Raw genomic sequence first — 21,297 nt, 5'->3', positions numbered from 1 at the left:
CCCACTGTAGACCCACTGTAGACCCACTGTAGACCCACTGTAGACCCACTGTAGACCCACTGTAGACCCACTGTAGACCCACTGTAGACCCACTGTAGAGCCACTGTAGAGCCACTGTAGAGCCACTGTAGAGCCACTGTAGAGCCACTGTAGGTTCGTTCTTCTTTCATTTATTATTCGGTGAAACTCTATGCTAAGTATGTTTGTATAATTGTTATGAATTTGTTCATCATAAAAGATAGCCCAAAATATCTTTGTATATGATACTTTTTTTCTGTATCTTTGTCGTTGGATTTTAGTAACCATAAAATGTACTAAAAAAATAAATGTAATATGCATCCACGTATCAAAAACATTCTTGAAAATTACACTTATCCTATTATCAAATCTATTACTTACCCTAATGGTGATATGCTTGTTTTGGAGGGACAATGGATTAAAGAGAAGTATCACCTAAGAATTTTGTGTAAATCGTCCTTAGATAGTTATTTTTCTTATAACGAAGAGGATTATGTCTCTAATCTCTATCCGAAAATTATGGTAGAGAATGCCCAATATAAAATTTATGGAGGTGAATGTAGTTGGGAAGGAGATGGTTTTATTTACATTATCAATAAAGAAAATGGGGAACTTTTATGGTTTTTGTTTTTGGATAATAGCGAGTATTTTAAGGAAGCCTATTTTGAGGATACAAACCATATAATCGCTCGTTCTGAACTTGGCTTACGACTAAGAATTCCTATTAATGAACCTGAAAAACTAAGTGTAATAAAATGACTTTAGAAGAGATAAAAGCAATTGTCTATTACATTCAAGGCTTACAAGCCCTTTGGAAAGAAGGCTATAATGCTAAAAAAGTAGGAGATTATACTTCCAATTTTATATGCAAAGACTTCAGAGACTATAATACCACAAATGAGCTGTGGGAGGTTATCAATGAGTTACGGCTTATGGGAGAAGGAGAAGAATGGGAAAAAACCAAAGAAGAGGTTGAGGCTCTCATTCAAGAAAAATTAGGAATTAGTATTTATGAACCTATCAGTATACTTTCTTACTCAACTAACTTGTTTATAAAGCAACTTACTAATGATTTCTCAACTGATTCACTAGTTTTATCGTTTATTGAACAGATAGAAGAACTTATTACTTATCAAGAATATACTTTGGCATTGGAAAACTTACTGAAAAGCCTTTTGGAAAAATGTATTTTTATTCCAAGAGATACTTTAGCTATTTTGGATAACATAGAAGACCCTCATATTCGTAGATTACAAGCTTCGTTACGCAGAGTGTAAAACAAAAATTTTTCTAATTATTTTTGAAGTTTCTTTGTAAAATACGCAAATTATTACTATCTTTGCAGAAAACCATATTATTATGAACGAAAAAAGAAATATCAAGCAAAAAATTAATTTGTTTATAGGTTCCATAGGAGCCTTTATAGGAGTGGCGGTATTTGTAGCCTATATTCCTCAAATTATGGCCAACTTAGAGGGGCACAAAGCACAACCTTGGCAACCTTTGTTTGCAGCGGGGTCTTGTCTTATCTGGGTCGTGTATGGCTGGACAAAAGAGCCTAAGCCAGATTATATTCTCATTATCCCCAATTTGGTGGGGGTAGTTTTAGGATTTTTAACTTTTATTACTTCTCTTTAAATACATTGAGTTATAGGATATATTTCAATTAAAACAAAGAAAGTAAAATATAAATAAATCCATCAATAAAAAACTATCGTTTTTCTTTGGTGGATTATTCTTTTTTTATACCTTTGTCATTCGTTTGTTAAATAGCAAATAACTTTTTAAACTTACCAAAATATTATGTCTAAAGAATTAGAAAATGTAATGACCAATCACTTTGAAAAAAAACACCTTATCGCTTTGATATGTATAGTGATTGTAACTGCTGTAGTGTGGAATTTGCCTACTGAGGTGTTTCATATTAGCGGACTAACGGTGATACATCAGCGAATTATCGCTATTTTTGTGTTTGCCACTCTTATGTGGATTAGTGAGGCTATCCCTTCGTGGGCTACTTCGCTGGGTATCATTACCCTAATGTGTTTAACGGTTTCTAACCACAGTCTGTTCTTCTTTAAAGGAGAAGAAAACGAGATTTTCGGAAAACTACTCAGCAGTAAAGAGATTATGGCTACCTTTGCCAACCCTGTGATTATACTCTTTTTAGGTGGTTTTTTCTTGGCTATTGCCGCTACCAAATCGGGGTTAGACGTCTTGCTTGCCAAGAATTTGATACGTCCGTTCGGAAATAAAAGCGAGAATGTGCTATTGGGTTTCCTGCTCATTACGGGTATTTTCTCAATGTTTGTGAGTAATACCGCTACGGCAGCTATGATGCTCACTTTTCTTACTCCTGTTTTTGCAGCATTGCCTGCAAGTGGCAAAGGACGTACCGCACTCACGATGAGTATTCCAATTGCTGCTAACTTGGGAGGAATGGCTACCCCTATCGGTACGCCTCCTAACGCTATTGCTCTGCAAGCTCTCAACGACCCCAAAGGACTGAATATGGGCGTTGATTTTGGCGAATGGATGTCGTTTATGTTCCCATTGGTACTTTTGTTACTCTTCATCTCGTGGCGACTTATATTAAAATTCTTCCCTTTTACTCAAAAAACAATTAACTTACATATTTTAGGAAAAGTACACCAAGGTTGGCGTATGTGGGTAGTAAGTGGCACTTTTATCGTTACCATTCTTTTATGGCTACTCCCCAGTGAACTAACGGGTATTGATGCCAATACCGTTGCCTTAGTGCCTATGGGTATTTTTGCAGCAACAGGCGTGATTACTGCTAAAGACCTACAGTCCATCAATTGGAGCGTTATTTGGATGGTAGCAGGAGGTTTCGCTTTAGGTTTAGGTATCAATGAATCGGGCTTAGCCGAACTTGCTATCGATACCATACCCTTTGGGTCGTGGTCGCCTATAATAGTATTGATTGCATCGGGACTTATTTGTTATCTTCTCAGCAACTTTATTTCCAATACTGCTGCGGCAGCCTTGTTAATTCCTATTTTGGTAACTATCTGTCAAGGAATGGGAGAAAACCTAAGCGCAATAGGGGGTACCTCTACAGTGCTTATTGGGATAGCTTTGGCAGCATCATCAGCGATGTGTTTGCCTATTTCTACCCCTCCGAATGCCATTGCGTACTCTACAGGCTTAGTAAAACAAAACGATATGCTGAAAGTGGGGCTTATTGTAGGGCTTATCAGTATGGTGATAGGATACCTTGTTTTATTTATTGTAGGAGAAACACATCTCTTAGGGTAATATGAAGAACATCATCATAACAGGTACCAGCAGAGGTATAGGCTTTGCGCTAGTACAACAGTTGGCTGCGGAAGGGCATAATATTTTAGCCCTTTCGCGGCATACTGCTTCTATAAAGGCACTCAATTTGCCTAATGTACATTGTTTCCCTTTTGATATTACAAAGACAGAAAGCCTACAAACGGTAGTCACTTATTTGCAACAATGGCAGTGCGTAGATATACTCATTCATAACGCAGGAAAACTCATCAATAAACCCTTTGAACAACTTACTGAAACTGACTTTTTAGAAGTGTACAAGGTGAATGTATTCGGAGTGGCTCAACTCACTCAGAAATTATTGCCTTTTATGAGGAAAGGCTCGCACGTCGTAAGTATCAGCAGTATGGGAGGCATACAAGGGAGTTTGAAGTTTGGCGGTTTGGCAGCGTATAGTTCCTCTAAAGGTGCTCTTATTACCTTATCGGAGCTCTTAGCCGAAGAATACAAAGAGCGCGGTATCATCTTCAACACCTTAGCCTTAGGAGCCGTACAGACCGGAATGCTCACTGAAGCCTTCCCTGATTATAAAGCTAATATCACCCCACAGCAAATGGCACGCTACATTGCTGATTTTGCTTTGAATGGGGGTGAAGTATTCAACGGAAAGGTATTACAAGTAGCCAATACAACACCTTAAAATACTAACGAGTAAAGAATAAAAACTAATATTTAATAATATGTATATCATTATTTTAACGTATCAAAAAGACCTTTCAGAGGTTGAAAAACATTTAGAAGCACATCGCGCTTATTTAGATAAGCATTATGCTTCAGGACATTTTGTTGCTTCAGGAGCACAAGTACCCCGTGTAGGTGGTATAATTTTGTGCAAGGCTGGTAGTAGGGGAGAGGTAGAAGCTATCATTGCCCAAGACCCTTTTTATCAGCACCAAATAGCAACCTACCAGGTTATTGAGTTTACCCCTACCAAATTCTCTGAGGAGTTCAGTAAGGTACTCTCTTAAAACCACAATTAACAAGTGAAAATTATTTTTCTAACAGCCCTTACTTTCTCAATCTTAATACTCCTGCTTTATTACCTAATTCAGCAGTCTAAAAAGCCTTCGGGTTTTGTAGGTGTAATAATGATGAAACTTTTTAATCGTGTTTATATACCAATGGTACAATGGGCATTAGGACTTTATAAACCGTCAGAAGCTCCACGAAAAATATTAGATATAGGAGTAGGAAATGGCAAATCAACTGTCCTGCTCACTGAATATTTTCCTCATAGTGAAGTTTGGGGAATTGAAATATCCGAAATCGCTATTAAGGAAGCAAAGAAGCTTCATACAAGGGCTATCTTTCAGTTAGAGGACATTCAGCATAGCTCATTTGGCGATAAAACTTTTGATTTGATAACTGCTTTTCAAACACACTTCCATTGGCAAGACCTCAAAGAGGCTTTTTGGGAAGTCAAACGCATACTCTCAGACAAAGGTATTTTTCTCATTGCTTGTGAATATGCGAAGATTAGTTATTACCTTCCTAAGCTAAAAAGAACAGAAGATTTTAGTCAATTTTTAAACTCAGTAGGACTATCCTTAATACAAGAAGAAAGAATGCAAGGTTGGGTACTTTATAAATTAATAGTTACTGAATATAAGTAACTTATAATAAAAATATAAATCTTTTATTTAATGTATATTCTATAAAGTATCTACTTACTATGTATATAAATGTGAAAATAATCTAATAATCAGTATATTAACCACTAATTTAAACAAAAGCAACAAGTATTTATTACGCTTACTAACGCTTTCGTTTTTGTTATGATACTTATACTTTAGCTTTAAAATGTTTTAATAAAATATTAATAACCAATATTTTAATATAATAATTATATATGAGTAAAAATATAGTCTCTACTACCAGAAGGAAACGCAAGACAAATCGCTCCAAAAAGGTAGGTTTGCCTGCCGGTAGTCTGGTGTATTTCGGTAATAAAGAGAAGCCTCTCAATATAGAAGTCTGTGCCTATAACGAGCATTCTTGTGAGGTAAAGAAAGTTTCTTCGGCTGAGGAAGCCCTTAAATTTATAATCGATAGCCGTATCACGTGGGTGAATGTAAACGGCTTAAACAATATCGAGGAAGTAAAAAAGTTAGGTGCTTATACTCATTTAGATAACCTATTTTTGGAAGACGTACTCGATACCGAACACCGTCCGAAAGTAGAAATCCTTGATGAACATATTCTCGTGATCATTAAAATGCTGTACTACGGCAAAGATAAGCAACTTATTTCAGAGCACTTAGCATTATTATTGGGCAAAAATTACCTCATCACTTTTCAAGAAAGTGAAGACGAAGACGTGTTTGACCCCGTACGCAAACGTTTGCAAAACGCCGATAGCAGTCTACGCAAACGCCCCGCTGACTATTTGCTATTCGGACTCTTAGATGCTATTGTAGACAACTATTTTGTGATTTTGGATAAAGTAAGCGATAAGATTGAAACCATTGAAGATGATATTATTATTCACCCTCGTGAAGATATGATTTCCGAAATCCAGTTGCTGAGAAAGAGTGCTATCTTTTTGCAGAAATCAATTACGCCCTCGCGTGAGGTAGTAAACAAGATAGAGAAAACCCCTCATCATCTTATCGACATCGATACTAAGCATTATTTTCGTGACCTCCACGACCACACGGTGCAAATTGTCGAAACACTCAGTACCTACCGCGATATTTTATGGGGACTTACTGACACCTATATGGGGGCAATGAGTAACAAGATGAACAACATTATGCGCTTGCTCACCCTTATTTCTACTATTTTTATTCCGCTCACTTTTATTGTGGGGGTATACGGTATGAATTTCAAGTATATGCCTGAATTAGAAGTATGGTGGGCATATCCGTTAGTATGGTTGGTGATGATAGGTATTTCAGTAACAATGATTTTCTACTTCAAACGCAAAAAATGGCTTTGATTTTTGTGAAAATGCACTATCTTTGCGCGCTATGAATTTGTTAGACGAGAATGTACAACGCTTTATCAGGGAATACGAGGGGACAACTACAACATTGCTCCTAAAGAAACCTGTATTCAATGGCATTTCTAACAAAGAATTAGCACAACAGATTGAAGGCAGGCGTACAGCAGCTAAAAAACTTCCTTTTTTGCTTACTACGGAAGGTATATTGTTCCCTCCAACACTTAATTTAGAGCAAACCTCCTCCGAGGTAACCGCTCAGTACAAGGCACAAGGCTTGCACGGAGAACGTTTTTTAGACCTTACTTGTGGGTTCGGTATTGATGCATTTTTTCTTTCAGAGAAGTTTAAAGAAGTTACGTTGGTAGAACAAAATAGGGAACTTCTCAGTAAAGTGGAACATAATTGGCAGGTTCTAGGACACAAGGCCACATTTATAAATGGAAGCGCAGAAGCCTTTTTGAAAGCTACAACAGCACATTACAACCTTATTTATCTTGATCCTGCTCGTAGAGACGCTCTCAAACAAAAGAAGTTTCTCTTAGAAGACCTCTCACCTAATATCTTAGAGTTACAGTCTGTACTATTGCAAAAAGCAGATAAAGTGCTTACCAAACTATCACCTATGATAGACATTAGTTATCTGTTGCATACGCTACCCAAGATAACACATATTCATTTGGTAGCCTTGCGCAATGAAGTAAAGGAGGTATTGGTAGTACAAGAACCTAAAAAAGAAACGCAAGTACAAATACATTGTGTGAATTTGGAGACTGAAGAGCCTATTTTGCAATTTACAGAAGAAGTGTTGCATAGTTCTCAAGTGGTGTATAGTGCGCCTAAACAATACTTGTATATTCCTAATAATGCTTTGTTGAAATCAGGAGCTTTTAACTATATAGCGCAGTATTTTGAGGTAGAGAAGTTGGACGTAAATACTCATCTATACACTTCCGAGCAGCTAAAAAAGCCCTTTGCCGGACGTGTTTTGCAGGTAACTCCTATCAATCTTAAAAAGTTAAAAAAAGGTAGTAAATATTGTATTCTCTCTAAAAACTATCCGTTATCGGTAGCAGAAATTAAAAAGAAATACCATATCGTGGAAGGTGGTAATGAATATCTTATCTTTACCCGTTCCGTTGAGGGGTTGGTCGTACTTTTAGGGAAGGTAATCGAGTGAGAAAGTTTTTTCTTTTGAGGTAAAAATGCTTAGTAAACGATAGTTGTACACTGGGAGTAATCAAGCGAATAGGTTTGCTATCCGTAGGATAAACTGACTTGTTATTAAAAATTCCCGATAAGGCTACAGTCCAATCATCTTTCAGATATACAAACGAAAAGCGCGTCACAGAAGTAGGATAAACCTTAATATTCAGCTGTTGCAGTATGTCCATTTGGTTACCAAAATTCAATCCACCGATAAATGCCCCTGTAAGTAACCAGTGTTTGCCAGCTACCCACGAATAGCCATAGCCCACGTGAAAACCTATTTAGAAATTCTCAAAAGCCTCGCTACTCACATTCTCTGTGTTAGCATCAGGCTCTATGCGATGCCAATAGAAACCACTGCCAAAAAGTAAACTCCCCGCCGATTTCACTTGGCGTTCGCTTTGCTCAAAGGCAGCCCGCGCCGAGAACTTGTCTGCACGCCATACGTAAGTGCTTTCTACACCTATTTGCTGGGTAGAAAGGGTAGGGAAGAGGGTATAATTCCCTTTACCTCTATCGATATAAAATCCTGTATAGTCTTGATAATAAGCATCTATAAGTATGCGTTTACCGTATTTATGTGCTTGTATATCAATACTGCGAGTTTTTAGATTTGTTTCATTTTTTAGTCGGAATAAGTTCTGTGCATAAAGTACGTTAAGCCCTAATATCTTGCGCAAACCTATTCCAACTCCTAAACTAAATGGGTAGTTGGGTGAATAAGCCTCTTTCCCTTGCGTAAGTATGAGCATTTTGGTAGGAGTATACGCTCTGAGCCATATTTCTTGCGGATAAGGTTGAATGTAGGTAGTATCGCGCTCTTGTGCAAAGAACGAAAGGCAACCTCCCGACAAAAAAATCAATAATAAGGCTCGTAAATTCATTATAATATATAAAAACGGGTGCAAAAGTAATACATTTTTAGCAACTATGAAAATCATACTCAAATACTTTCCCTCACTTAGTGAGTTGCAACAACAACAATTTGCAGAGCTCAAACCGCTATACGAAAAGTGGAATGCTCAAATAAACGTCATCTCTCGCAAAGATATAGACGATTTCTACGAGCGACACGTGTTGCATAGTTTGGCTATTGCTAAGCGCATTCAGTTCGTTGATGGCACAGTACTATTAGATGTCGGCACTGGTGGAGGTTTCCCTGGCATACCTTTGGCTATAATGTTCCCTAACTGTCAGTTTACATTGGTCGATTCTATCGGAAAGAAAATAAAAGTAGTACAAGAAGTAGTAAAAGCTTTAAGGCTCACCAATGTAACGGCTATGCAGATAAGAGCCGAAGAACTAAAAGACACTTACGACTTTGTGGTAAGTCGCGCCGTTACTCAAATGAAGGACTTTGTACCTTGGGTAAAAGGAAAGTTTAAGAAGACTTCTAAAAACGACCTCCCCAATGGTATTCTTTACTTAAAAGGCGGTGACCTTACTGAGGAGTTAGCACCTTTCCCTAAGACAGAACTGACTGATATCAGTAGTTATTACGATGAACCTTTCTTCGAGACTAAGAAAATAGTGTATTTAAAGGGATAAAATATTAGAACCAAAACATAAAAAAGGCTGTCTAAAACGACAGCCTTTTTTATGCTTTAAATTTTCTTGAGTTGTTGTTGCATCATCTTTATTTGGTCGCTCATCAAGTTTTGCTTATCTAGCTTTTTAGCCTCAGTGAGGAGCTCCTGTGCTTCCCGTTTTTTGCGCTTTTGCATCATAATACCTGCCAAACTCAATTTTGCCATCGCTACGTCATAACTCATCGTAAGTCCCAATTGTAGAGCTTTACGAAAGTATTTTTCTGCTTGAGTAAGGTTCTTTTGCGAGTAAATAATACCGTACATATAGTTGTAGTAGCCTTGTTGTTTGCGGAGTAAAGCTGTCTGAGGGTCTGCTATTTTGCCGAGCCATTTTTCCATTCCTGCAAAGTCTTGCTTGCGCAAACGTAAGAATGTGAGAAGTATAAATTCGTTGCGAAAATAGAGTAAAATAGGAATAAGAGAAAGCAAAATAAGCGCTATGCCATTACCTATATTCCCCTGTGTGAACTGATATACCGCCCACGCTATGATAAGCACGGCTATAACTATCTTTAAATATTTGTTCTGTAAATATTTCATTTCTGTTTTTGTTTTAAAAGTTTGCAAAGGTAGTAATTCTTCTTGAATAATGCTAATATTTAATCCTTTTTTTCAACAAAGAGACTTTTGGGGTATTCTATATGGGTGAGATATAACCCACAAGCGGGAACCGATGCTCCTGCTTTACTACGTTTCTTACTGAGGATAATATCTTCAAAATCTGTAAGCGAAAGTTTCTGTAAGCCTACATCTATAAGTGTTCCTACAATCGCCCGTACCATATTGCGCAAGAAACGGTCGGCAGTAATAGTAAAAATGAGTTGGTTCTCCTCCTTATCCCAATGCGCTTCGTATATTTTGCAATTATATGTCTTTACATCCGTATGTGTTTTAGAGAAGCACTGAAAATCAGTATAATCAAAAAGTATTTGAGCCGCTTCATTCATAAGCGCTACATTTAACGGAAGAGTAAATGCCATCGCATAATCATAAGCAAAAGCATCTTTTTGAGTGCTAATATGGTACTGATAAGTGCGTTTCAAAGCGTCAAAACGGGCGTGGGCATTAGGCTGTACTTCATATATATGATGAATAGCTATATCTTTTGGAAGAAAAGCATTTAACTTGTGAACCAGATTAGCGGGCAACGCTTCTGTCACATCAAAGTGAGCATACATCTGCAAAGCGTGCACACCACTATCAGTGCGACCTGCTCCCACAACTTCTATAGGCGTTCGCAAAAGAGTAGAAAGAGCCTTCTGTAAAACTTCTTGCACTGAAATAGCTTTGGGCTGGGATTGCCAACCGTAATAGTTTTTACCAAAGAAAGAAAGTTCTATAAAATAACGCATTTTTATCTTTATAAAAAGTAAAAGGTAACAGAGCATAACTCTGTTACCTTTTAACGAACATCTTATACTAAATTATTATTCACCCAATAGTTTTTTAACACGTTGGAAGTTAGCACTGTCGCTCAAAGCTCCATAAATGCTCTTTAGTTGTTCCAAGATATTTTTATCGTTGCCATTAGCTTTCACGTAGCTTTCTAATACTTCAGCAGCTTTTTTAAACAAAGCTTCTTTTTGGTCTCTAAGTTCATTGAATTTCTTAGTATCAGCAGCCGAATTGCCTAATGAATTCATTTGCTCAACCAAAGCATTACCTTCATTAATGTAAGTAGTCGAAAGGTTCAAAGTAGCATCAGCATATTTAGGCTTAATTTTAAGTGCTTGTTCAAAAGCTTTTCGAGCCTCTATATTGTTACCTTGTTGCATATTGATAACCCCAATATTGTAGTGAAGGTCAGCATTATTAGGGTCAAGCTGTGCAGCTTCTTGCATTAGTTGTTTAAATTTTTCTTTATTGTCTAATTGCAAGTAAACATTCGCTTCAGCAAGAATGATGTTAGCATCTTTAGGATAAGCTTTTCTTGCTTCTGCAAAAGCTTTTAGCGCCTCATCAGTCTTGTTTTGCTCTACGTAAATAAAGGCAATATTTTTCACGATATCAGCACGTTTTGAAGGCGTTTTTTCATTTCTAGCTTTTTCGTGAGTACCTGCTTTTACCATCAAATCACGCTGGTTTTTATCAGGGAAAGTTTCCTCTTTTTTAGTTTGCTTATTAGTAGCCAAATAAAGTGTTTCAGCACCGTCATAACCTAAGTCTTTCAACTCTTTATAAAGTTTCACAGCGTTGTCATAATCTTTATTTTCAACCGATACTACTGCCGCATTGTACAAAAATACAGTATCACGCGGACTGAGGCGGTATACTTGTTCAAAAGCAACCGAAGCATTCTTGTAGTTTTTACGCTCGTAATTGTCTTGTGCTTGCTTAGCTGCAATATTAATAGCCTCATCAGCCAAAGTTTGCAACTGGTTTGTGTATTTGCCTTTGCCTCCTTCTAATTGTCTTACTTTAGCAAAAGCTGAAGAAGCCGCTTGCAACGAAGCCAATACATTTTCATTTTTCTTGGCAGCTTCCACATTCACTTGTGCTTCCAAGAAATAGAACTGAGGTGCAAATTCAGTACCCTCAATAGAACCTTTAATGGAGCTTAATCCGCTTTTGGCAGTTGTTAAATCTCCTTTACGGATTTGTTTTTCAATCTCTTTGAGTTCTTTTTTTTGTCCGAACGCCACTGCCGAAATCAGTAAGGCAGCAGCCATTAATAATGGTTTTCTCATATTGTTTTGCAATTTTAACGCAGTTTTTTGTTTTATATACTAATTTGAAGTCGCAAATGTAGCACTTTATTTTTAAAGCACCAAATATTATCAACTTTTTATTTAGCAACAAAACTTGTGCCAACCGCATACTTCTGACAATTAGTCCGTTGAAGTTCCTCGAAAGTTATATCTCTCTATTTTCAATTCTCATAAACGTTCCTCAAAAGTTACTCACACTAAAAATTGCATTTTTTTCGCCAAAATCACGTTTTTATGATTTTTTTCTCAATAACGTAAATACCTCTTTCTACCAATTGAGATTCAACTTAGTAACCTCTTTCCTTCGTCTTTTGTTCGTCTTTCCTTCGTCTTAGGTTCGCTCTTCCTTCGGTTAAGATACATCTAAAAGATAAGATAGGTATATTTTCTATCTAACTGATATATAAACAATTATTATTTTTAATTCACTAAAAGATGAAAAAGAATTTAATTGTCTTATTTTAAAAAAATATGCTCTATTTTAGAGATTTTAGCATTTTTTTCTCAGCTTCTCCAAAGTCATATAGCGCTTGCATTAATCAACCTTCATTTTCTTTTGATTTTAAAATTAATTTTGTTTAATTTTTCGGGTATAGTCTCTCTATAAAAAAGAATACTTTTTACGTATGATATTAATGTGAGTCCTATATATACAATACTGATTATTAGTCTCCTTTGCGGTATACACTTTGCCAAAGTTTAAACTTTGGCAAAGTTGAAGTCTTAAAATAATCATTTCACAAGGCATAGCCTTCATTCTTTTTTAATTTTGAAACCAATTTTGTTTAATTTCTGTCACGTAGTCTCACTGTAAAAAGAATACTTTTAACCTATTATATTATTGTTTTTTATTAACAATAAAATTTATAAGATATTACTATTGTATTTTCAATTATTATTTGTATCTTTGCCCTCAAATAAAATTTTATGAAGAAATTAACTTTAATCGCATTCCTTTTAATTGTCTTTTCTTGTAAGACAAACCCTTTTACAGGGAAGAGTACCCTTAACTTTATGCCTAATAGTCAGGTTTTCCCAATGGCTTTTAGTCAGTATTCCACCTTTTTAAAATCTAATAAGGTAGTGAAAAATACAAACGATGCCGCTATGGTGAAACGCGTAGGCGAACGCATAGCCAAAGCTGCCAAACTATGGCTTGATACCAATGGTTATAAAGGCTATTTAGATGATTATCGTTGGGAATATAACTTGGTAGATAGTCCTGAGGTGAACGCTTGGTGTATGCCAGGCGGTAAGATTGTGGTCTATACAGGAATTTTACCTATTACACAATCCGAAACAGGTTTGGCAGTGGTAATGGGGCACGAGGTGGCTCACGCTTTAGCCGACCACGGAGCACAACGTATGAGTGCTGCTACCTTACAACAAATAGGTGCTATTGCAGGTTCAGTAGCCTTGCAAACAAGCAAATACGCTGCTTATACCGACCAGTTTATGCTCGCTTACGGCTTAGGGTCTAACTTAGGAGTAATGTTGCCCTTCAGTCGTTCCAACGAAACAGAAGCCGATGCCATAGGTATCCAGATTATGGCAATTGCTGGTTATGACCCCGCTGAGGCTCCTGAATTGTGGAAACGTATGAGTGCTAAGAAAGATGGTAAATCTACACCTACTATTTTAAGCACCCACCCTTCTGATGCTTCTCGTATCAAAAACCTTACTGCCTTAGTACCCAAAGCACGTGCTGAGGCTATTAAGTTTGGAGTCACCAATTTTCAATAGCTAAAAGATATGATAAGCATCGCTACGATTCCCCCTTATTTCAGTATTATTCACACCAATATTTAGGTAACAAATAAACATTATAAAGATATGCAACAAGTTTACGATAAAATTAATGAAACGGCTCGCATCATACAGTCGTACATCACAGAGCACACTCCTGAATTTGCTATTATTTTAGGTTCTGGACTCAATAAGTTAGAAGATGAAGTGGAAGTGATTTCTGAGATTAAATACAACAATATTCCTAACTTCCCTAAATCTACTGTAGAAGGACACAAAGGTAAACTGATTTACGGTAAAATAGAAAACCGCTATGTGCTAATGATGGCAGGGCGTGTGCATTATTACGAAGGATATACAATGCAAGAAGTAACCTTCCCAATACGCGTTTTTGCGCAATTAGGTATTAAACGTCTGATTGTTTCTAACGCTTCAGGAGGGGTGAACCCTAACTTTTCAATAGGTGATGTAATGGTTATTCGCGACCATATCAATTTATTTCCTGAGCACCCTCTACGCGGTAAGAACTTAGACCTATTTGGTGCGCGCTTCCCCGATATGAGCAAACCTTATAGCCAAGCTATGATAACCGAGCTCGAAAAGATAGCTAAGAAACATAAAATCAAGCTCCAAAAAGGAGTGTATGTAGGTTTGCAAGGTCCTTCTTTTGAAACCCCAGCCGAATATGGTATGGTGCGCATTTTAGGAGGTGATGCCGTAGGTATGAGTACCGTACCCGAAGTAATTGTAGCACGTCATCAGAATATGGAAGTGTGTGCTCTTTCAGTCATCACCGACTTAGGTGGTCCCGACATCTCCCCCGATGTATCACACGAAGAAGTACTCAACGCCGCTAATATCGCAATGCCAAACGTGATATTATTGGTGAAGAATCTGATTAAAAGCTATCAATAGTTTTTAGTTGTGGTGTAAACTTTGCCAAAGTTTCAATAGCTTGTTGTGCTACAACCTTTGGCAAAGTTAAATTACCAAATTATTTACTTTTTACTCCTTACTCTTCACTTTTTGCTTTTATAAGCTTTAGCACCTTCTCAGGGCAACGCACTGGTCTGAAAGTCCTCGCATCTACAAACACCAATACAGTATTAGCCGTAGAGAGTAATTCTCCTTTTTCATTGAGAATTTCATAGTCAAACTCTATTTTTGTAGAGGGTAATTCTTTTAACTTGGTACGAATAGTAATGAGTTCGTCATACAAAGCAGGCTTTTTATACTGAATTTGCAGGGATACCACAGGCATCATTATTCCTTCTTCTTCCATCGCCTTATAGGTAAAACCAATAGACCTTAACCACTCCACTCTTCCCAATTCAAGATACTGAGGATAATTCCCATAGTACACTACCCCCATTTGGTCAGTTTCTGCATAGCGTGTACGCAGTACATAATCAAAATATAATTCTTTCATATTTAGATAGATATAAATATTAACAAAATATTAACAGTGCTCCCATATAAAATAAAAGTACAAAAACAAATGTTAAATATTTTTTTTATTCAAAAATTATTCACAACTTTGCTCACTGAAAAAACAACAGTTTTATTACCGGCAAAATTAGTAAAAAAATCTAATAATCAAATTTTTAGCTAAAAAGTAGCACTAAAAAAGATGAAAGAAGCAGCTGAAAAAGTCTGGAGTAAGTGTCTTGAATTTATAAAAGACAACATTACTGAGCAACCATTTAACACTTGGTTCGCTCCTATCGTACCTGTGGAATTAGAGGGCAACACCCTAAAAATCAAAGTACCCAGTAAATTCTTTTGTGAGTGGTTAGAAGAAAATTATATTTCTCTTCTCAAATCAGCTATGACTTTTACCTTAGGTGTAAACTCTCGCCTCGTATATATTGTCGATACTCCTCTTACCAAAGAACAACTTCCTAGTACTAATCGGCCGGAATTAGCAAAACAGACTTTGACTTTAGCTACTGAAACCAAAGACCCTGGACTTAAAAATCCTTTCGTAATACCGGGTATTCGCGAAATAACTGTTGATCCTCAGCTGAACTTACATCAGAACTTCGACAACTTTGTGGAGGGGGCTTCCAATCGTTTAGCGCGCTCTGCAGGTATGGCAGTTGCCAACAAACCTGGAGGTACGGCTTTCAATCCGCTGTTTATCTTCGGAGGAGTAGGCTTAGGTAAGACCCACTTGGCACACGCAATAGGGGTAGATATCAAAGAAAAATACCCTAAAAAGAAGGTATTATACGTCTCTGCCGAAAAGTTCACCCAACAGTTTATCAGTGCTTCCACAGCCAAAGATAAAGATAAGAATACACTTAACGACTTTATTCACTTCTATCAGCTCATCGATGTGCTGATAGTCGATGATATTCAGTTCCTATCAGGGAAGGTAAAAACCCAAGATGCTTTCTTTCACATCTTCAATCACCTGCACCAAAATGGAAAACAGGTAATCCTCACTTCCGATAAAGCACCAGTTGATTTATTCGATATCGAACAGCGCTTGCTCTCTCGCTTCAAATGGGGGCTTTCAGCCGAACTACAAACGCCCGACTATGAAACGCGCTATAAAATATTAGAAAATAAATTCTATAATGATGGCGCTGAAATAGGCGAGGATATCATCGCTTATTTAGCTGAAAATATTCGTACCAATGTGCGTGAACTCGAAGGGGTGAGTAATTCACTGATTGCACAAGCAGCTTTCAACCGCAAAGAGTACTCTATAGAACTTGCACAAAGCATTATTGATAAATCGGTGAAGAATAATCGAAACGATTTGACGATTGACCATATTCAGCAAATCATCGCCGATTACTTTGGCTTAGATATAGAATCTTTGCATTCAAAAACTAGAAAGCGTAATGTGGTTCAAGCACGACAGTTGGCGATGTTTTTCTCGAAGAAATACACCAAAAATTCGCTTTCTACTATTGGAAGCCAAATAGGACAGCGCGACCACGCTACGGTGTTACACGCTTGTAAAACGGTGGAAAATCTAATAGAAACCGACCGTGCATTCAAGAAATATGTAAGTGATTTGGAAACTAAATTCTCTGACTGATGGAATCCTTATCTCAACTATTACCACAAGAAGAACGATTAGCAGTAAGCAATGAAGAAAAATCTTTGAAAATAGGGCTTCCCAAAGAGCACACCTTTCAAGAGCATCGCATTTGCTTAACTCCCGATGAAGTAGCGGTATTAGTAGCTAACCGACATCAAATACTAATAGAGGCTGGGGCAGGGGAGGAGGCTCATTTTTCTGATACCGACTATAGTGAGGCAGGTGCCGAAATAGTATACGATACCCAAGAAGCATTCGCGTGTCCTATTGTGCTAAAAGTTCAACCGCCTACTACTGATGAACTTGCTTACTTTAATGCTCAATCTGTATTGTTGTCGGCTTTACAACTTAACACGCAAGATAAAACTTACTTCGAGACGCTTGCACAAAAGCAAATCACTGCCTTAGCTTTTGAATATATAAAGGACGAAGCAGAAAATCACCCTATACAGCAGTCGGTTGATGAGCTCACAGGTATTGCAGCTGTACTCACCGCCTCTGAACTGCTTGCAGGAGAAAACCAACTCTTGCTCGGCAATATCACCGGAATACCGCCTACTGAGGTAGTACTTTTGGGTGCAAATGAACTCACCGAAGCTGCTGCCAAAACTGCCTTAGGATTGGGTGCCAATGTAAAGATATTTGCTCCTTCTCTCACCGATTTGAGAAAACTGCGTACACATTTGCCCTCCTCAGTATATACCGCTACTTTGCAACCTCAGTTGCTCAGAGAAGCCTTAACACATTGCCACGTGCTTATAGGGGCTATGAGTGGAGAATGTCGCTCGCCCATAGTAGTAACCGAAGATATGGTACAACAAATGAAGCGTGGTGCTGTGATAGTAGATGCTAGTATTGGCATAGGAGGCTGTATAGAAACCAGTAAGCTTACCACTTTAGAACAACTTACCTTTACAAAATACGAAGTAGTACATTGTGGAGTGCCTAATTTACCTTCCCGCTATGCTCATACAGCTTCAACTTTGCTCAGCAATATCCTATTACCTTACTTACTGAAAATAGGAGAGGAAGGAGGTGTAGAAAACCTATTACAAATAGACAAAGGTTTTAGAAACGGACTCTATTCTTATCACGGAATCATTACTCATCACAACATCTCCGAGTGGTTCGGATTGCCTTACAAACCTTTACATTTATTGTTTTTATAGATACAGAATAAGTTTTCTTAATACTTTGATAATAAAATGTCCGAGAAGTTATAGAGTTAACTTCTCGGACATTTTGCTATTATTTCTAATTTCCTTTTTCTATTTTCTAATTTGTATTTTCTGTTTTGTTAAGATCTTCTAATACTGAATCAAAGAACAACAACATTTCGTGAGCGTGGTATTTGCCGTATTTGTTGAAAGTTGCTTGTGTTTTAGTATCAGGTTTCCAATCGAAGAAAGCGTGATTGGCACCTCCTACTTGTATATACTCCACCCTCTGACCGGCTTTGGAAAGGGCGCGTTCGTAAGCTTTAACCTCTTCATCTTTTATAAGTTCATCTTCTGAACCTCTAAACAACAATTGGGGTACTGCTCTTTTAGAAGCCTCTGGAATACTGTTGATAGGTGCAATTTCATTTAAATAAGGATAGTCTTTAAAGCGATGAGTGAGCATTTCAGGACGAAATACTCCATAGCTGGGAGCAGTAGCTTTGATAGCTTTAGCCAACTCATTGCGCACTTGTGCCACAGTTTTCCCTTTAGGCATATAGGTAGGCATAAATTCGTAAACACCTTGCGTTTTACCAAAACCTCTATCGCCTATGCGTTCTACAAAATTTGCTGCTGAAGCCGATAAATGTCCTCCCGCACTATCGCCCGTAAGAAGTAACTTACTGCTATCGCCTCCGTATTTAGCAGCGTTTTCAGCAATGTGTAACAAAGCCCCATACACATCTTCTATAATTTGGTGCAATTGAGTAGGAGTACTATCTCCGTCAAGTTTGTCTATCCAGCGATAATCAATGTTGAAAACCACATATCTGCCACTGTTTGCTAGTTCGCGTGCCAAACCTCTCATCACCGATTCAGTATTGGAGCTCCATCCACCTCCGTGAATAATTACGATACAAGGTAGATTTTGCTTACCTTTAGGACTATATACATCGTATTTCAGCGGTTTTACTCCCGGTTTAGCATAAACAATATCTTGCACTACTTTTAGGTTGGCTTCCGCTTTTTTAGGTATAAAACAAGCTCCTACATTCATATCTTTGTTTACTTTCACTTTGAACTCAGGTGTAGATTGTTCATAAAACATAGCTCCCCACTGTTCTGGTAAAGAGTAATAGCCACTATCAAAAATATAGCCAGTGGCAGGAGTTGCTTTGAGTGTAAGAACCGTGCCTGCTTTTACCATTCCGTCTTTAGGCAAAGTAGGACTAATAGTATACGAACCATTACGTGCCTCATCAGGCGTTACTTTGAATTTGTTTTGTGCTTGTAGCCCTACAACAAATAAGGTTATAGCACTGAATAGTATGCGTTTTTTCATATATAGATAAATTAGTAATTTTACTTTTTATGACTTTTGTACTTAGTGTTGCGAGCATCTTTGATTACACCTTTCCAATTGTCAGGTATTTGGATAGATAACAAAGCTAAAGGTTCTACTTTATCTGAGATAATCTTTAATAAGGCTTGTTCGGAAGTACCAAAGTTGGGCAAAAAACATCGACCTTGTATTAATGACTAAAATAATATTCTAATACTTTTAGCTTAAAAATATATTGATATTTAGCTTTAACAAAATCGTTTTGAGCATTCTCATACTGATATTTAGCTTGACTAAAATCAAAAGTATTCATTAAGCCTACATTATGACGCTCTTGCGCATAACTAAACGCCTGTTGTTTTGCTTGTACCGTCTTTTCACTTGCTTCATATAGCTTTTTAGCATTCGAAGCATCGTTATAGGCTTGATAAATGTTCTTCTCAGAAGTAAGTTCTGCTTGTTCTTTAGCGAATTGACTTTTTAGAAAATTTAATCGCTGACGTTTTACTGTTCCTAAAGTTGAAAATCCGTTAAAAATAGGAATATTAAGCGATAACCCTGCATACATACCTTTATTAGCATCAAGTTGTTGCCAAAAATCTTGCGATTGATTCTTACTCCATCGTGAACTATAACCCCATTGAGCAGAAAGACGCGGTGAATAAGCTGATTGTGATAAACGCAAACTATTTTGAGCTACTTGCATATTCGCTTCGGCTAATTTTACATCGCTCATTACCTCTTTGGCACGCTCATAAATCTCTTCAGGAGTTTTATTGAGAATATCAGCAGAAGGTTGCTCAAAAGCACTATCTGCAATATCAAAATCTCGATAGTTTTTTAACAAAAGTAATTGTGCCAAACCCATTTTGGCAATAAAGAGAGCGTTTTCGGTTGCTATTATTTGCTGTTCTTGTGTGAGCAGTTGTGCTTCGGCTTCATAAATATCTCCTTTAGGTAAAGAACCTGCACCAATAAGTTCACGGGTGCGCGTTAAACTTTCCTTTGAAATTTCTAACTGTGCTTTCAAATTCTTGATTTGTTCTTTATTGCTCAACACTTCAGCATAGGCATTGATAATCATCAGTACTATATCGTCTTTCATTTTATCTAACTGATATTGAGAAGCTATACGATTAAGTTCCGCCTGATGTAACTTGCGCCAATTTTGTAGTCCTGCAAAAAGAGTAAGGTCTACGCTTACTCCTCCTGATGCCGATTGAAAGAAAGCATTTTCAAACTGATTGGTTACAGGATTGATATTTTTTCCCTCATTTAAGTTATAAGATGCATTGCCATTCACCGAGGGCAAGAAACCTGCTTTGGCTTGCATTTTATCAATATCTGTGGCTTTTAAATCTATTTCCGATTGTTTAATAGATAGGTTATTTTCTTTGGCATACTGAATACAGTCGCTTAATGTCCACAGTTTTTGTGCTACTACTGAAAAAGGCAGTAAACAAAGTAAAAAAAATAACTTTTTCATCATTTTGTTCTATTCAATAAGTTGATTTTATGTATAGTTTCCGAATTATTATATATACAAAGTAATTCGTTCTTAACTATTTATCATTACAAAAAATACCTTGTTGGGACGCACTGCCTAACAAGGTATTTCTTTTTACCGTTTGTCCTCAATACCAAATTCTTTCCATTGTGTTTGAGGAATATCAATTTTTATGAGTTTTTTAATGAAAGATACTTTACTTTCTATTTCGGTAATAGTTTTACTAAGCTCTTGAGTCTTAGTTTTGAGGTCAGCTTTGAGTTTTTCTTGTTCGCTGTTGAGCGTTTCCATCTTCTTGCGGAGTTCTTCAAGCTTGGTAATGTCTTCGGCTTTCACGCCCAAAGGCAATTTGTCATTACGACCTTTTAACCCGTCAATCATCACTTGTGATTCGACTAAATTAGTTGAGTAAGTTTTCTTTGCCATAAGATTGTCAATTAAATTTTATGAAATAATTACTTGTTTTATTTGTTTCCTAGATAGGAAATCGTTTTACTAAGATAGTTTTTCCAGTTCCCAACATAGGAAATCATTTTCCCAAGATAGTTTTTTTAGTTTTCTATATAAAAAATCATTTTATTGAGATAGTTTTCTCTTCTTTTATATAAGAAGCAGAAAAAGTATCTTTTGAGATTTCTCTGCAAAGGTATATATTATTTTTTAATAAACAAAAGAAAAAGATTATTTATCGTAGAAAATCTTTC

21 protein-coding genes and 1 pseudogene are annotated in these 21,297 nt (G+C 37.0%); 14 read left to right on the top strand and 8 right to left on the bottom strand.

The genetic code is table 11. The annotated features are described in order from the left end of the window. The first annotated feature begins 333 nt into the window (after positions 1-333). From HMPREF1321_RS04985 to HMPREF1321_RS04945, 9 genes are all read left to right on the top strand, one after another. Positions 334-777: a hypothetical protein gene (locus tag HMPREF1321_RS04985; protein ID WP_009419748.1), complete on the top strand. Its 444-nt coding sequence runs from the start codon at positions 334-336 to the stop codon at positions 775-777. Beyond that, positions 774-1,295 carry a hypothetical protein gene (locus tag HMPREF1321_RS04980; protein ID WP_009421642.1) on the top strand — a complete coding sequence of 174 codons (522 nt, stop codon included), beginning with the start codon at positions 774-776 and terminating at the stop codon, positions 1,293-1,295. The genes HMPREF1321_RS04985 and HMPREF1321_RS04980 overlap by 4 nt, the downstream gene beginning before the upstream one ends. Before the next feature lie 82 nt (positions 1,296-1,377). Next, complete coding sequence (locus HMPREF1321_RS04975; RefSeq protein ID WP_002666358.1) at positions 1,378-1,656, top strand: SemiSWEET family transporter; 279 nt, start codon at positions 1,378-1,380, stop codon at positions 1,654-1,656. A 165-nt stretch (positions 1,657-1,821) separates the two neighbouring features. Next, positions 1,822-3,297 (top strand): SLC13 family permease, encoded by a 1,476-nt coding sequence (locus HMPREF1321_RS04970; RefSeq protein ID WP_009421637.1) that lies wholly within the window; start codon positions 1,822-1,824, stop codon positions 3,295-3,297. A gap of 1 nt (position 3,298) precedes the next feature. Beyond that, positions 3,299-3,976 carry an SDR family NAD(P)-dependent oxidoreductase gene (locus HMPREF1321_RS04965; protein WP_009421654.1) on the top strand — a complete coding sequence of 226 codons (678 nt, stop codon included), beginning with the start codon at positions 3,299-3,301 and terminating at the stop codon, positions 3,974-3,976. Between the two features lie 40 nt (positions 3,977-4,016). Then, the gene (locus tag HMPREF1321_RS04960) at positions 4,017-4,304 is read left to right on the top strand and encodes a YciI family protein (protein WP_009421624.1); all 288 of its coding nucleotides are present in this window, start codon (positions 4,017-4,019) and stop codon (positions 4,302-4,304) included. 15 nt (positions 4,305-4,319) lie between these two features. Further along, on the top strand, positions 4,320-4,949 hold the full coding sequence (locus HMPREF1321_RS04955) for a class I SAM-dependent methyltransferase (protein WP_009421639.1): 630 nt from the start codon (positions 4,320-4,322) through the stop codon (positions 4,947-4,949). A 236-nt stretch (positions 4,950-5,185) separates the two neighbouring features. Further along, positions 5,186-6,274: a magnesium/cobalt transporter CorA gene (corA, locus tag HMPREF1321_RS04950; RefSeq protein WP_009421629.1), complete on the top strand. Its 1,089-nt coding sequence runs from the start codon at positions 5,186-5,188 to the stop codon at positions 6,272-6,274. A gap of 31 nt (positions 6,275-6,305) precedes the next feature. Next, the gene (locus HMPREF1321_RS04945) at positions 6,306-7,457 is read left to right on the top strand and encodes a class I SAM-dependent methyltransferase (RefSeq protein ID WP_034575723.1); all 1,152 of its coding nucleotides are present in this window, start codon (positions 6,306-6,308) and stop codon (positions 7,455-7,457) included. On the opposite strand, the pseudogene HMPREF1321_RS04940 reads toward HMPREF1321_RS04945, so the two are convergent. After that, a pseudogene (locus tag HMPREF1321_RS04940) lies at positions 7,405-8,370 on the bottom strand (DUF4421 family protein). The gene HMPREF1321_RS04945 and the pseudogene HMPREF1321_RS04940 sit on opposite strands and share 53 nt — an antisense overlap. A gap of 46 nt (positions 8,371-8,416) precedes the next feature. Between HMPREF1321_RS04940 and rsmG the strand changes: the two are divergent. Beyond that, positions 8,417-9,034 carry a 16S rRNA (guanine(527)-N(7))-methyltransferase RsmG gene (gene rsmG / locus HMPREF1321_RS04935; RefSeq protein WP_009421657.1) on the top strand — a complete coding sequence of 206 codons (618 nt, stop codon included), beginning with the start codon at positions 8,417-8,419 and terminating at the stop codon, positions 9,032-9,034. A 56-nt stretch (positions 9,035-9,090) separates the two neighbouring features. Here the strand turns inward: rsmG and HMPREF1321_RS04930 are convergent, their stop codons facing one another. From HMPREF1321_RS04930 to HMPREF1321_RS04920, 3 genes are read right to left on the bottom strand one after another with little or no spacing between them, the layout of a single operon-like run. Continuing rightward, positions 9,091-9,615, bottom strand: a complete 525-nt coding sequence (locus tag HMPREF1321_RS04930) for a membrane protein (protein WP_009421613.1) — start codon at positions 9,613-9,615, stop codon at positions 9,091-9,093. A gap of 59 nt (positions 9,616-9,674) precedes the next feature. After that, entirely contained in the window at positions 9,675-10,463 is a 789-nt protein-coding gene (gene truA / locus HMPREF1321_RS04925; protein WP_009421625.1) for a tRNA pseudouridine(38-40) synthase TruA, read from the bottom strand. Positions 10,464-10,502: 39 nt separating this feature from the next. Further along, complete coding sequence (locus HMPREF1321_RS04920; RefSeq protein ID WP_034575722.1) at positions 10,503-11,762, bottom strand: tetratricopeptide repeat protein; 1,260 nt, start codon at positions 11,760-11,762, stop codon at positions 10,503-10,505. Between the two features lie 948 nt (positions 11,763-12,710). Here HMPREF1321_RS04920 and HMPREF1321_RS04915 point away from each other — a divergent pair. Together HMPREF1321_RS04915 and HMPREF1321_RS04910 are read left to right on the top strand one after the other, a co-directional pair. Further along, on the top strand, positions 12,711-13,526 hold the full coding sequence (locus tag HMPREF1321_RS04915) for a M48 family metallopeptidase (RefSeq protein ID WP_009421618.1): 816 nt from the start codon (positions 12,711-12,713) through the stop codon (positions 13,524-13,526). Positions 13,527-13,616: 90 nt separating this feature from the next. Beyond that, positions 13,617-14,444 carry a purine-nucleoside phosphorylase gene (locus tag HMPREF1321_RS04910; RefSeq protein WP_009417762.1) on the top strand — a complete coding sequence of 276 codons (828 nt, stop codon included), beginning with the start codon at positions 13,617-13,619 and terminating at the stop codon, positions 14,442-14,444. A gap of 97 nt (positions 14,445-14,541) precedes the next feature. Here the strand turns inward: HMPREF1321_RS04910 and HMPREF1321_RS04905 are convergent, their stop codons facing one another. After that, positions 14,542-14,958, bottom strand: a complete 417-nt coding sequence (locus HMPREF1321_RS04905) for an acyl-CoA thioesterase (protein ID WP_009417733.1) — start codon at positions 14,956-14,958, stop codon at positions 14,542-14,544. Between the two features lie 201 nt (positions 14,959-15,159). Between HMPREF1321_RS04905 and dnaA the strand changes: the two genes are divergently transcribed. Together dnaA and HMPREF1321_RS04895 are read left to right on the top strand one after the other, a co-directional pair. Continuing rightward, positions 15,160-16,581: a chromosomal replication initiator protein DnaA gene (gene dnaA, locus HMPREF1321_RS04900; RefSeq protein ID WP_009421615.1), complete on the top strand. Its 1,422-nt coding sequence runs from the start codon at positions 15,160-15,162 to the stop codon at positions 16,579-16,581. Next, on the top strand, positions 16,581-17,753 hold the full coding sequence (locus tag HMPREF1321_RS04895) for an alanine dehydrogenase (RefSeq protein ID WP_009421638.1): 1,173 nt from the start codon (positions 16,581-16,583) through the stop codon (positions 17,751-17,753). The genes dnaA and HMPREF1321_RS04895 overlap by 1 nt, the downstream gene beginning before the upstream one ends. A 106-nt stretch (positions 17,754-17,859) precedes the next feature. On the opposite strand, the gene HMPREF1321_RS04890 is transcribed toward HMPREF1321_RS04895, so the two are convergent. From HMPREF1321_RS04890 to HMPREF1321_RS04880, 3 genes are all read right to left on the bottom strand, one after another. Next, positions 17,860-19,086 carry an alpha/beta hydrolase gene (locus HMPREF1321_RS04890; RefSeq protein ID WP_009421648.1) on the bottom strand — a complete coding sequence of 409 codons (1,227 nt, stop codon included), beginning with the start codon at positions 19,084-19,086 and terminating at the stop codon, positions 17,860-17,862. Between the two features lie 190 nt (positions 19,087-19,276). Continuing rightward, a complete protein-coding gene (locus tag HMPREF1321_RS04885) occupies positions 19,277-20,575 on the bottom strand; it encodes a TolC family protein (protein WP_034575720.1) in 1,299 nt (432 codons plus the stop codon). A gap of 132 nt (positions 20,576-20,707) precedes the next feature. Continuing rightward, entirely contained in the window at positions 20,708-21,019 is a 312-nt protein-coding gene (locus HMPREF1321_RS04880; protein WP_002672015.1) for a hypothetical protein, read from the bottom strand. Positions 21,020-21,297 lie beyond the last annotated feature (278 nt).

This window comes from Capnocytophaga sp. oral taxon 412 str. F0487 (assembly GCF_000271925.1).
GTDB lineage: Bacteria > Bacteroidota > Bacteroidia > Flavobacteriales > Flavobacteriaceae > Capnocytophaga > Capnocytophaga ochracea.
The sequence above is the reverse complement of the archived record's forward strand: the minus strand, read 5'-3'. Positions and strand labels throughout refer to the sequence as shown.

Excerpts from the sequence above, each read along its gene's own strand:
- HMPREF1321_RS04985 (WP_009419748.1), top strand. The coding sequence starts at position 334 with ATGCATCCACGTATCAAAAACATTCTTGAAAATTACACTTATCCTATT.
- HMPREF1321_RS04980 (WP_009421642.1), top strand. The coding sequence starts at position 774 with ATGACTTTAGAAGAGATAAAAGCAATTGTCTATTACATTCAAGGCTTA.
- HMPREF1321_RS04975 (WP_002666358.1), top strand. The coding sequence starts at position 1,378 with ATGAACGAAAAAAGAAATATCAAGCAAAAAATTAATTTGTTTATAGGT.
- HMPREF1321_RS04970 (WP_009421637.1), top strand. The coding sequence starts at position 1,822 with ATGTCTAAAGAATTAGAAAATGTAATGACCAATCACTTTGAAAAAAAA.
- HMPREF1321_RS04965 (WP_009421654.1), top strand. The coding sequence starts at position 3,299 with ATGAAGAACATCATCATAACAGGTACCAGCAGAGGTATAGGCTTTGCG.
- HMPREF1321_RS04960 (WP_009421624.1), top strand. The coding sequence starts at position 4,017 with ATGTATATCATTATTTTAACGTATCAAAAAGACCTTTCAGAGGTTGAA.
- corA (WP_009421629.1), top strand. The coding sequence starts at position 5,186 with ATGAGTAAAAATATAGTCTCTACTACCAGAAGGAAACGCAAGACAAAT.
- HMPREF1321_RS04945 (WP_034575723.1), top strand. The coding sequence starts at position 6,306 with ATGAATTTGTTAGACGAGAATGTACAACGCTTTATCAGGGAATACGAG.
- rsmG (WP_009421657.1), top strand. The coding sequence starts at position 8,417 with ATGAAAATCATACTCAAATACTTTCCCTCACTTAGTGAGTTGCAACAA.
- HMPREF1321_RS04930 (WP_009421613.1), bottom strand. The coding sequence starts at position 9,615 with ATGAAATATTTACAGAACAAATATTTAAAGATAGTTATAGCCGTGCTT.
- truA (WP_009421625.1), bottom strand. The coding sequence starts at position 10,463 with ATGCTCTGTTACCTTTTACTTTTTATAAAGATAAAAATGCGTTATTTT.
- HMPREF1321_RS04920 (WP_034575722.1), bottom strand. The coding sequence starts at position 11,762 with ATGAGAAAACCATTATTAATGGCTGCTGCCTTACTGATTTCGGCAGTG.
- HMPREF1321_RS04915 (WP_009421618.1), top strand. The coding sequence starts at position 12,711 with ATGAAGAAATTAACTTTAATCGCATTCCTTTTAATTGTCTTTTCTTGT.
- HMPREF1321_RS04910 (WP_009417762.1), top strand. The coding sequence starts at position 13,617 with ATGCAACAAGTTTACGATAAAATTAATGAAACGGCTCGCATCATACAG.
- HMPREF1321_RS04905 (WP_009417733.1), bottom strand. The coding sequence starts at position 14,958 with ATGAAAGAATTATATTTTGATTATGTACTGCGTACACGCTATGCAGAA.
- dnaA (WP_009421615.1), top strand. The coding sequence starts at position 15,160 with ATGAAAGAAGCAGCTGAAAAAGTCTGGAGTAAGTGTCTTGAATTTATA.
- HMPREF1321_RS04895 (WP_009421638.1), top strand. The coding sequence starts at position 16,581 with ATGGAATCCTTATCTCAACTATTACCACAAGAAGAACGATTAGCAGTA.
- HMPREF1321_RS04890 (WP_009421648.1), bottom strand. The coding sequence starts at position 19,086 with ATGAAAAAACGCATACTATTCAGTGCTATAACCTTATTTGTTGTAGGG.
- HMPREF1321_RS04885 (WP_034575720.1), bottom strand. The coding sequence starts at position 20,575 with ATGATGAAAAAGTTATTTTTTTTACTTTGTTTACTGCCTTTTTCAGTA.
- HMPREF1321_RS04880 (WP_002672015.1), bottom strand. The coding sequence starts at position 21,019 with ATGGCAAAGAAAACTTACTCAACTAATTTAGTCGAATCACAAGTGATG.